The organism is Bacteroidota bacterium (assembly GCA_018692315.1).
GTDB lineage: Bacteria > Bacteroidota > Bacteroidia > Bacteroidales > JABHKC01 > JABHKC01.
Window position 1 is genome coordinate 1 of the sequence record JABHKC010000051.1, and the last position, 10,142, is coordinate 10,142.

Here is a 10,142-nt window from a genome sequence, read left to right on the forward strand (position 1 = left end):
AAAAATATACATGAACTCCATTTTTATTTAAAAAATTAATGTTTTTTATCAAAGCTTGCATTTATCTGTATTACAGAATATTAACATCATTTTGCTTGTTTTTGTGAATTATGCAGGCTAAAATGCAAATTTATTCGTTGTTTCAAAATTTTAAAATCCTCATTTACAATGATAAACTGCGGTATTAAAATCTCTTACGCCTTGAAATTTGCTATTTTTAGAAGTTTCCTTTATTCTTTTTTTTTATAGGTTTCACCGTTTGTCTCATTTTGACAATGGATCTAAACAACTCTTTTGAACCTTAAACTTTGTATATCTATCAATTGCTCCTCTAATTATTTTCACGATTGAATCATTTGCAATAATAATATTCATCGGGACTATAATATTTGATAAAACTAATATTGCACCCACAAAATCCCAAAACAATTTCCATTTCATTCATTAAATTTGTTACCTTTACGTTTAAAATTGATTTAAAGATAGTTATATGTTGAGTACATGTATTCATAAGTTAAGTACAATCAGCAAATAAAGCAATGGTTAATAAGGGCTAATCTCCCACAAAAAAAATGGAATAAGATATTCTTGTGAAACCATTTAAAATAAAAGAACAGGACGAGTTACTGAAAATCGTTAAGAGTAGGAATCAAAAAATTCAAAATGTTATGAAAAAATTAAGCTGGTTTTTAATGATCCTTTTTGTTGGTATCTTTATGCAAAAAGTTGGTATTGCACAAGAAAGTATTCCTGAACCGGAATTTAGTAAAAAACCTTATTTTTTAAAGGATGGTAAACTTGAAAGTTTAGAAAGAGTAGATGCTAGCCTCGATATAAAAATGAAAGGAATGGGTTACGGAGGAACTGAGACATTTTATAAGGTTTTCAGTACACCTTCTCCAGTACGATTCAGCAAAGAGAACATTCCGGTTTTTTATATTAAACTTGATGGCGACACTGATCCCGCAGAGGTTATTGTCATAGTAAGTGAGGAAACCAAGAAAAAAAAGAAGGGTAAAAGAAGATTTAAAAGTACTAGTACATCAGCATTAGGCAAATCAAGAGATGTTAGCGAAAATCAAAAAGAGTTTTCGGTAAAGAAAATTAAACAGGGATTATACGAAATTAGTATTCCAAATGGGCTAGAGTCTGGAGAATATGCACTTTTAGTGGTTATTGAAGCTGGCCAAAATTATAAACAAAAACAAAAGATTTCCTGTTTTGGAATAGATTAATTCCCCTCAACTGCCGCAAGTTTGTAACTTGTGGCAGGTAATTTCCACACGGTGAGCGAAATTCCAAAACTTTCCATTATTACATTTATTATTGATTTTAAGATAGTTATATGTTTGTTGCATATATTTATATGATGTGTGGCATTTAAAATAAGAAAAATGATTACTACAAAAGAAAACTGTAAAAAGAGAACCTTCAAAGGAGTTGATTTTGAACTTCTATCGAGTGGAAAAAAATCAATGATTACCAAAATGAATTATAAAAATGGTGATAGTATTCCATTTCACAAACATCCAAACGAACAAGCAGGTTATATAATATCAGGAAAGATAAGAATTCAATTTAAGAACAATGACCAAATTCTAACATCTGGAGATTCATACGTAATTGATGAAAACATAGAACATAGTGTTGAAGTGATTGAATCAGGAGAAGTTATTGATGTTTTTACTCCACCAAGAGAAGATTACAAATAATGAAAAACGTTGCCCCCGCTAAGCTAAGTTTCCAAACTTCACTTAAATTACACTCCATCCTAAAATCCCAATTCAATTCTCATTTTATTCATTTAATTTGCTATTTTTACGTTTGTGATTGATTTAATGTAAGTTATGTGAAAGGTGCAAAATTTAGATTGGATTATGCAGGGCTGAAATGAAAGATAATATGAAAAAGAAAAATGGATGATGTATTAAAACGAAATCATAGAATTCGAAAATTAGTTGGAATATTTGTGATGCTGATTATTGCTTCAATATTTGGATTTAGAATTGGAAACATTCTGAATGGAAATTTGTACATCTATTATCAGAGTTATGCTGGTGATTTAATGATTCCTTTTGGAGCATATTTTTTACTTTGTATGAATGAAATTCAGTTACAATTTCTTCGAAAATGGTTTATTAAAGCTCTAATAGTCTTTTGTGTTATGACGTTTAGTGAAATTATGCAATTGTTTGGTTTATATTTATTTGGCGTAACATTCGATTTGGCAGATATTTTAATGTATGGAATTGGTGTAATTTTAGCAGTATTTTTTGATAAACAGATTTTTGAAAAGATATTACCATTTTGGAAATATAATCCTGAAAAAAAATAAAACTTTACACTACAAAAAATATACTGTATTTTGCATATAGTACTAAAAAAAGCCAGCAATAAGCTGGCTTATTCATTATCTAATTCCCTACGCTAAGCAAACTTTCCAAACTACTCTATTATCTAAACTGAAATATTACATTTTTTTAAAAAATTAGCCTGGGAGTCTAATTATTTTGTAATTTTATAGCAATATTTTTAAAATTGATTTTATTTAGAAGTTTTGATTCAAGCAGGCCTCTAAACATCTCAAAATCAAGAATATCACTTATTCTTTCTAAGGGATTTCCAATATTGCATAGGTTTTGATAGGTTTCTTGTTCATCAAATATTCCTCTATTTCCTGTTGTCTTATATTTCTGAATAGCCATAATTGTAAATTTTAATATCAAAATAAAAATACTACTATTTCTGCTGATATTCAATTATTTATGTTCCATATGGAACATTTTAATATCCTGAATATAAAGGACTTATCATAATGTTGATGAGTTTTTTAATGTACAGATTATCAGCGTCTTAAATAAGTAAGTTATTAACAATAATGATGCTCAATAATATAGATGTAACTGCTTATATTTTAACTTGTTAATTTATAGAAGTCCCCTAAATTAAAAAGGAAAACTTATCAAATTCGAAAAGGATAAGTTTTGCATTGTGTGCCGAAAAGATTTGGGTCTTTAAAATCTATGTGTAGGTAGTGATGGAGATTGTAAAAGTACCAAATGTGTGTTGCAAAACCCCTGAAACAAGGAAAATATTGTATTCACTAAAAAAAGATGAATTAGAAAACATTAAAATTGAAAAATCATACTAATTTTTTATCCGCAACTTTAATAGAAACTGCAAAAAACAAGTATATTTGTATGTCTTATTGAAAGCTTAAGCAGGATACAAATAATAGAAATTATAATGTATGGCAAAAAAGAACAAAATCGGAACAGGCGAATCTTTAGAAAAACAACTTTGGAAATCGGCTGACAAATTGAGAAAAAACATTGATGCAGCAGAATACAAACATATTGTTCTTGGACTGATATTTCTAAAATACATCTCTGATGCTTTCGAAGAACTCTTTGAAAAACTAAAAACAGGAGAGGGTGAATATGCTGGTGCCGACCCCGAAGACAAAGACGAATATAAAGCTGAAAATGTATTCTTTGTACCTCCTAGTGCTAGATGGAGTTTTTTGCAAAGCCATGCTAAACAAACAACTATTGGAAAAACTGTTGATGAATCGATGGATGCTATTGAACGTAAAAATCCATCTTTGAAAGGCGTTTTACCAAAAGTATATGCAAGACAAAATCTTGACCCAACAAGTTTAGGAGAACTTATTGATATGATTGGAAACATTGCTTTGGGCGATGCCAAATCGAGAAGTGCCGATATTCTCGGTCACGTTTTCGAATATTTCTTGGGAGAATTTGCACTTGCTGAAGGCAAGAAGGGAGGACAGTTCTACACACCAAGAAGTGTTGTAGAATTATTGGTTGAAATGCTGGAGCCATACAAAGGACGAGTTTTTGATCCTTGCTGTGGTTCTGGTGGAATGTTTGTACAATCAGAAAAGTTTGTAGAAGAACACAAAGGAAAGATAAATGACATTTCTATCTACGGACAGGAAAGCAACCAAACAACCTGGCGACTTGCAAAAATGAATCTCGCTATTCGTGGAATTGACAGTTCACAAGTAAAATGGAACAACGAAGGCTCATTTTTAAACAATGCACACAAAGACCTGAAAACAGATTACATAATTGCAAATCCTCCATTTAATGTTAGCGATTGGAGTGGTAATTTACTACGCAAAGATGGACGCTGGCAATATGGGGCGCCACCAACTGGAAACGCCAATTATGCGTGGATACAACATTTTATGTATCATCTTGCACCAAGCGGACAAGCTGGTTTTGTTTTGGCAAAAGGCTCTTTAACTTCTAAAACTTCTGGCGAAGGAGATATTAGAAAAAACTTAATTGAAGAAGGATTGGTTGATTGTATTGTTAATCTTCCGGCCAAACTGTTTTTAAATACTCAAATTCCTGCTTCCTTATGGTTTATGAGTCGTAACCGAAGCAACGGAAAATTCAGAGATCGAAGCAAAGAGATACTTTTCATAGACGCCAGAAACATGGGACATCTGATAAATCGCAGAACTCGTGAACTTTCAAATGAAGATATTCAACTTATTGCCAACACATATCACAACTGGCGAAACCCGAATAGTGATTACGAAGATGTAAAAGGTTTTTGCAATGCTGCAAGTATTGAGCGAGTAAAAGAATTGGATTATGTTTTAACTCCCGGGCGATATGTTGGTTTGGCTGACTAGGAAGACGACTTTGATTTTAATGAACGATTTACCAGTTTAAAAGTAGAGTTTGAAGAACAACTTAAAGAGGAAGCCACTTTAAACGAACGTATTGAAGAAAACCTTGCTAAAATTGAACTGAAAGATGAGTAATAAAAATGAAATAATATTATATCAACCCGATGATTTATCAACCAAACTGGAAGTTAGAGTTGAAGAAGATACTATATGGCTGACGCAGGTACAAATTGTAACTCTTTTTGATAGTAGTAAAGCAAATATAAGCGAACACATAAAGCATATTTTTCAAACTAATGAACTTGAAGAAAATCCAACTGTTCGGAAAATCCGAACAGTTCAAAAAGAGGGCAACAGAACGGTTTCAAGAGATTTAATTCACTACAATCTGGATATGATTATTTCAATTGGGTACAGGGTAAACTCTATACGTGGTACACAATTTAGAATTTGGGCAAACAAAGTACTAAAAGATTATTTGCTAAAAGGATATTCATTAAACAAACGGATGAACCGAATTGAAGAAAGCGTTAATTCCCTTGTGAAAAAAGTTGATGTTATTGATTTGCAAATAAATACAAACTTACCACCAAAGCAAGGAATTTTCTACGATGGACAAGTTTTTGATGCCTATGTGTTTGTCGCCGACCTTATAAAATCAGCCAAACAATCTATTCTCTTAATTGATAATTATATTGATGAATCTGTTTTACAAGTTTTTACCAAACGCAAACAAAATGTATCTGTAAATATTTACACCAAAAACATTACAAAAATTCTAAAACAAGATTTAGAAAAGCACAACAAACAACACCCAAAGATTCAAATAAAGAAATTTACCAAAGCCCACGACCGCTTTTTAATAATTGACAAAACCACTGTTTACCACTTTGGAGCAAGTCTAAAAGATTTGGGTAAAAAATGGTTTGCTTTCTCTAAAATGGAAATGGAAGCTATGGAGATGATTGCTAACCTCCGGTCGTTGAGCGGAGGCGAAACGAAAAATGGAGGTGGTGATGAGTGAATTTCGACAGGCTCAATTACCTTGGAAAGAAATAGAATTATGTCAAATAGCAGAGGTGCAAACTGGACCTTTTGGTAGTCAGCTTAAAAATGAACAATACATTACAGGAGGGACACCTGTTGTAACTGTAGAACATATTCAGGATTTCAGAATTAAAGATTTTAAATATCCGAGCATAACTGATGATGACAAACAGAGATTGAACAAATACTTGATGAAAGAGGGTGATATACTCTTTACAAGAGTAGGCTCGGTTGATATAAGTGCATATGTGAACAAACATCAAAATGGATGGATGTTTTCTTCAAGAATGCTCCGTGTTCGTCCAAAGAATGAAATCAACTCACGTTTTTTATCATATTTCTTTCAACAGAAAAAATTCAGAGAATACATCTTAAACATTTCTGTTGGCGCTACTATGCCATCAATTAATACAGGGATTTTAAAAACAATTCCTATTTCTTATCCCCAACTCCCCGAACAAAAAGCCATAGCCAAAGTCCTTTCCAGTTTAGACGACAAAATAGACCTGCTCCACCGCCAAAATAAAACACTGGAACAAATGGCAGAAACCCTTTTTAGACAGTGGTTTGTGGAAGAAGCTAAGGAGGATTGGGAGGAAGGTGTTTTAGAGAATTTAGTTGATGTAAAATACGGTAAAGACCATAAAAAACTTTTAGATGGAAATATTCCTGTTTATGGTTCAGGTGGAATAATGCGATACGCAGAAAAAGCACTTTTTGAGGATGAGTCTGTACTAATTCCTAGGAAGGGAACATTAAATAATGTAACATATATAAATGAGCCTTTTTGGACTGTTGATACTATGTTTTACACAATTATGAAGAAACCTAATCTTGCAAAATTCATATATCATTTTGTTAAGGAAAAGGACTTAGCTTCAATGAATGTGGGGTCAGCTGTTCCGAGTATGACAACTCAAGTTCTTAATAATATGCCATTGCAAATTCCTTTTGATGAGGATTTAGAATATTTTGAAAATACTGTAACTCCGTGTTATCAAAAAATAAAGACAAATAATAGCCAAATTAACACACTTGAAAAAATGCGGGATACTTTATTGCCGAAGTTGATGAGTGGGGAAATGAAATTTAAAAAATAGAAATATGTTAGGAAAATTTTCATTAGAAGACATTATTATTAAGGTGTTACCTGGGGGCTTTTTTTTAGCAATATTATATTATTTGTATGGTCAAGATTTCCCATTTGAGTTATCAAAAAACTTTGATTTTTTATACACATTTGTTTTTTTTTGTATTGCATTTATAACAGGAGAAATTCTCCAAACATTAGCCCATCAATTAGAAAAACTAGTAGATATATTCTTTAAACTTAGAAGACCTTCAGAAGTATTCTTATATGCGAATAATCCTGTTTTAAAGAATAAAAACATAAGAATTGAATTGCTTGATTATTTGAAACTAACTAAAGAACAATCAAATATTTTTAGTATTTATTATTGTGATTTGCCATTTTTAAAATTCTGGAAAATAAATAAAGAAGATAATGCAGTCTCTCAAAGTATTTTTTGGAGGCTATATTCTAATGTTAGTGAAAATGAAGAAGTAAAAACATCAAATCGGGGATACTTATTTGTTCGAGTAATTGTGATTGTGTTTTTGATTCTAGGAATATGTTTCTTTATAGAGTCAAATGTTTTAATAGGTCTAATTTGTGCTTTACTTTTCTGGATTTTTTTATGGAGATGCAGAGGTTATGCAAGGGGATTAGTTTTTAAAGTTGTTTTATTGAATTTAAAACTAAAATTTAATGAAAAAAATAGTAATATTTAATGTTGGAGGAGCATTGTCTGCCTATGGGGATTTTGATAGCCAAAGATTTGTTATTGATTTAGGAAAAAAGGAGGATTTTTCTCCAGTTTTAGACTTTTTAAAACCATTATTTGATAAAGAAAGATTATCAAAAAGTACAGCAACTATTGGTAAGGGAAAATATCACATTGATCAATTATTTCTTAGTCACTTAGATAAAGATCATACTGCAGATTATGAAAAATTTTCTGAATATTTTTTTCCACAATTCATGACTTGTCCGAATGATAATTCAAAACAGCGCAATATTTTTAAAATTAATAGAAATAAGATTGGTGAATTAACTGATTTAAAAAAGAAAATACTGTCAGATATGAAGGTTAGATATCCTTTACATGAAGATAGACCTATACAATCAAAAATTAATAATATTGAGTTAAATTATATTAGACCATTAAATTGTGAAGATGGAAAAGATTTAGAAGTTGCTTATGCAAATAATATTAGCTTAACATTATTTGTTAGTTATAATAATAAAACAGCCTTATTCCCAGGTGATTTATTAAAGGAGGGAATGAAACATTTAATAAATAATAACCGTAATTTTAAAAAGCTTCTTTCAAACAATGGTATTGATTATTTAATCGCTCCACATCACGGATTGCAAACATCTTTTTCTACAGTTTTTTTTGAAACTATTAAAGGAAATAAAACACGCCTAAATATTATTTCAGAGAAAGTAAGGAGTGTCGAATCTAATGAAAATAGAAGCGATGTAGATAGTAGATATCGTTCAGAAGATTATTGCACAGGTGAGAACTTTTTGGGAAAATATGGAGTTAAGACCTCATTGGGGCATATAGTTATTGATTTTGAAACTTCTGAAGTTGAAGTAAAACAATATACAGAAATAAATGAAGTAATTGAGGAATTTTGCACAAAATAAAATGACAAGAATAACCGAAAATACAATAGAAGAGATTAGCAAAGAATTATTGGAGTATATGGGCTATAAGAAAAAATATTGGTTACATTATTACTAAAATTTATGAGTGGCGAAGTACGAGTAAAATAAAATTAAACTAAGTCTATGGAATACAACATATATTGTGATGAAAGTTGCCATTTAGAAAATGATAATAGTAAAGTTATGGTGTTGGGTGCAGTTTGGTGTCCAAAAGAAAAAAAGCGAAAAATTTTTAAACGTCTGAGAGAAATCAAAACATTTAATGGGCTGCCCGAAAATTTTGAGGTAAAATGGCACAAAGTTTCTCCAGCCAAACAGGATTTTTATTTAGGTTTAGTCGATTATTTTTTTGATACAGACGACTTACATTTTCGGGCACTGGTAGTTCCTGATAAAAGTCTTCTCGACCACACTAAATTTAATCAGTCTCATGATGAGTTTTACTATAAAATGTATTTTGATTTATTAAAAGTAATTCTCAACCCAACTCATGCATACAATATTTTTATTGACATAAAAGATACTCGCAGTCAGGAAAAAGTAAACAAGTTAACAGAAGTATTGAGAAACAATCATTACGATTTCAACCAACTTATTGTTAAAAATATCCAGCAAATAAGATCACACGAAGTAGAATTATTGCCAATAGCTGATTTACTAATAGGTGCAGTTGGATATTTACACAGAGGATTGCAAAGCAATTCAGCTAAATTAGCAATTATTGAACGTATGCAAAACCGGTCGGGTTACAATCTGAAACAATCTACCCTCTACCGTGAAGAAAAAACTAATATATTTATATGGAAATCTTGTAATAGTTAGTATATGGAAGTTTTAAATTTACCTGAAATAATAACTCTGGAAGAATTTGAAGGCAATTTTCCTTCATTTTACGAAGCGGTTTACGATATATTTAAATCAGATTTTGTTAACACAAAACCTATATATAAAGGAAAACAGTTACGATTAAAAGCACATCCATATATTGAAGGCAAGGAGTACACTTTTTATCATTTTACGCATGAGGGCAATATTGAATGTGACCGAAAGCCCAATTTAAGACGAATGGAACGTATTGCATTTCCTCGCCCTATGATTGACAATTCCGAACACTCAGAATTAAAAGTATGGAGAAATAAACGGAGAAATAAAGAGCGGATACTGATATTGCACGAAGAAGAAAAGTATATTGTAGTTCTGGAAGATAGAAAAAATTACATATTACCTTGGACAGCATATTACATAGAACATAACAACAAAATCAGGAGATTAATAAAAGAGTATGAATTGTATATAAAAACCGAAACCGCTTGATTAGAGCGGCTTCTTTTCTCCTTTGACACATGGTCATTGAGATGATACAAATATATGGCACATTATTTAAATATCAAAGTTTTAATGTAAATTTAACAATTTAATGCTACAAATAACAGAAAATACCATAGAACAATTTGCCATTGAATTATTGGAACGTTTAGGCTACCAATACATTTATGCACCTGATATTGCATATGATGGCGATAGACCAGAGCGAAATTCTTACGAAGATGTTTTGTGTGTGCCCAGCATAAGCGTATGCGGACACCCACCTTGATGTTCAAGAAAAATTTGAAAAATACAAATTATTTTTTGAAAATAAAAATTGATATTCAATTTGGGTAGGCATTAAATATTTCCAGAGAGTGAAAGTCT

General features: G+C 30.9%; 12 protein-coding genes and 1 pseudogene. 11 read left to right on the top strand and 2 right to left on the bottom strand.

All coding sequences use genetic code 11. The features are described from left to right. Window positions 1–264: 264 nt before the first annotated feature. Window positions 265–441 carry a hypothetical protein gene (locus HN894_04585; protein ID MBT7142594.1) on the bottom strand — a complete coding sequence of 59 codons (177 nt, stop codon included), beginning with the start codon at window positions 439–441 and terminating at the stop codon, window positions 265–267. Between the two features lie 227 nt (window positions 442–668). Here HN894_04585 and HN894_04590 point away from each other — a divergent pair, with 227 nt between their 5' ends. The 3 genes from HN894_04590 (at window position 669) to HN894_04600 (ending at window position 2,335) form a co-directional block, all read left to right on the top strand. Further along, complete coding sequence (locus HN894_04590; GenBank protein ID MBT7142595.1) at window positions 669–1,235, top strand: hypothetical protein; 567 nt, start codon at window positions 669–671, stop codon at window positions 1,233–1,235. Window positions 1,236–1,394: 159 nt separating this feature from the next. Then, window positions 1,395–1,712 carry a cupin domain-containing protein gene (locus HN894_04595; GenBank protein ID MBT7142596.1) on the top strand — a complete coding sequence of 106 codons (318 nt, stop codon included), beginning with the start codon at window positions 1,395–1,397 and terminating at the stop codon, window positions 1,710–1,712. Between the two features lie 203 nt (window positions 1,713–1,915). Further along, on the top strand, window positions 1,916–2,335 hold the full coding sequence (locus HN894_04600) for a hypothetical protein (GenBank protein ID MBT7142597.1): 420 nt from the start codon (window positions 1,916–1,918) through the stop codon (window positions 2,333–2,335). A gap of 166 nt (window positions 2,336–2,501) precedes the next feature. On the opposite strand, the gene HN894_04605 is transcribed toward HN894_04600, so the two are convergent. Next, window positions 2,502–2,705: a hypothetical protein gene (locus HN894_04605; GenBank protein MBT7142598.1), complete on the bottom strand. Its 204-nt coding sequence runs from the start codon at window positions 2,703–2,705 to the stop codon at window positions 2,502–2,504. A 545-nt stretch (window positions 2,706–3,250) separates the two neighbouring features. Between HN894_04605 and HN894_04610 the strand changes: the two are divergent. The 8 genes and pseudogenes from HN894_04610 (at window position 3,251) to HN894_04645 (ending at window position 10,044) form a co-directional block, all read left to right on the top strand. Then, window positions 3,251–4,801: pseudogene (locus tag HN894_04610) on the top strand (SAM-dependent DNA methyltransferase). Next, window positions 4,794–5,690 (top strand): DNA-binding protein, encoded by an 897-nt coding sequence (locus HN894_04615; GenBank protein ID MBT7142599.1) that lies wholly within the window; start codon window positions 4,794–4,796, stop codon window positions 5,688–5,690. The pseudogene HN894_04610 and the gene HN894_04615 overlap by 8 nt, the downstream one beginning before the upstream one ends. Continuing rightward, window positions 5,683–6,813, top strand: coding sequence for a restriction endonuclease subunit S (locus tag HN894_04620; protein ID MBT7142600.1), 1,131 nt, complete (start codon window positions 5,683–5,685; stop codon window positions 6,811–6,813). The genes HN894_04615 and HN894_04620 overlap by 8 nt, the downstream gene beginning before the upstream one ends. Before the next feature lie 4 nt (window positions 6,814–6,817). Beyond that, window positions 6,818–7,504 (top strand): hypothetical protein, encoded by a 687-nt coding sequence (locus HN894_04625; GenBank protein MBT7142601.1) that lies wholly within the window; start codon window positions 6,818–6,820, stop codon window positions 7,502–7,504. Beyond that, window positions 7,482–8,429, top strand: coding sequence for a hypothetical protein (locus HN894_04630; protein ID MBT7142602.1), 948 nt, complete (start codon window positions 7,482–7,484; stop codon window positions 8,427–8,429). The genes HN894_04625 and HN894_04630 overlap by 23 nt, the downstream gene beginning before the upstream one ends. A gap of 144 nt (window positions 8,430–8,573) precedes the next feature. Further along, entirely contained in the window at window positions 8,574–9,272 is a 699-nt protein-coding gene (locus HN894_04635) for a DUF3800 domain-containing protein (protein MBT7142603.1), read from the top strand. A 3-nt stretch (window positions 9,273–9,275) separates the two neighbouring features. Further along, window positions 9,276–9,764: a hypothetical protein gene (locus HN894_04640; protein ID MBT7142604.1), complete on the top strand. Its 489-nt coding sequence runs from the start codon at window positions 9,276–9,278 to the stop codon at window positions 9,762–9,764. A 103-nt stretch (window positions 9,765–9,867) separates the two neighbouring features. Then, complete coding sequence (locus HN894_04645; protein ID MBT7142605.1) at window positions 9,868–10,044, top strand: hypothetical protein; 177 nt, start codon at window positions 9,868–9,870, stop codon at window positions 10,042–10,044. Window positions 10,045–10,142: the final 98 nt, after the last annotated feature.

Coding starts and splice junctions, on each gene's coding strand:
- HN894_04615 (MBT7142599.1), top strand. CDS start 4,794: ATGAGTAATAAAAATGAAATAATATTATATCAACCCGATGATTTATCA.
- HN894_04585 (MBT7142594.1), bottom strand. CDS start 441: ATGAAATGGAAATTGTTTTGGGATTTTGTGGGTGCAATATTAGTTTTA.
- HN894_04600 (MBT7142597.1), top strand. CDS start 1,916: ATGGATGATGTATTAAAACGAAATCATAGAATTCGAAAATTAGTTGGA.
- HN894_04590 (MBT7142595.1), top strand. CDS start 669: ATGAAAAAATTAAGCTGGTTTTTAATGATCCTTTTTGTTGGTATCTTT.
- HN894_04630 (MBT7142602.1), top strand. CDS start 7,482: ATGAAAAAAATAGTAATATTTAATGTTGGAGGAGCATTGTCTGCCTAT.
- HN894_04620 (MBT7142600.1), top strand. CDS start 5,683: ATGAGTGAATTTCGACAGGCTCAATTACCTTGGAAAGAAATAGAATTA.
- HN894_04645 (MBT7142605.1), top strand. CDS start 9,868: ATGCTACAAATAACAGAAAATACCATAGAACAATTTGCCATTGAATTA.
- HN894_04640 (MBT7142604.1), top strand. CDS start 9,276: ATGGAAGTTTTAAATTTACCTGAAATAATAACTCTGGAAGAATTTGAA.
- HN894_04605 (MBT7142598.1), bottom strand. CDS start 2,705: ATGGCTATTCAGAAATATAAGACAACAGGAAATAGAGGAATATTTGAT.
- HN894_04635 (MBT7142603.1), top strand. CDS start 8,574: ATGGAATACAACATATATTGTGATGAAAGTTGCCATTTAGAAAATGAT.
- HN894_04595 (MBT7142596.1), top strand. CDS start 1,395: ATGATTACTACAAAAGAAAACTGTAAAAAGAGAACCTTCAAAGGAGTT.
- HN894_04625 (MBT7142601.1), top strand. CDS start 6,818: ATGTTAGGAAAATTTTCATTAGAAGACATTATTATTAAGGTGTTACCT.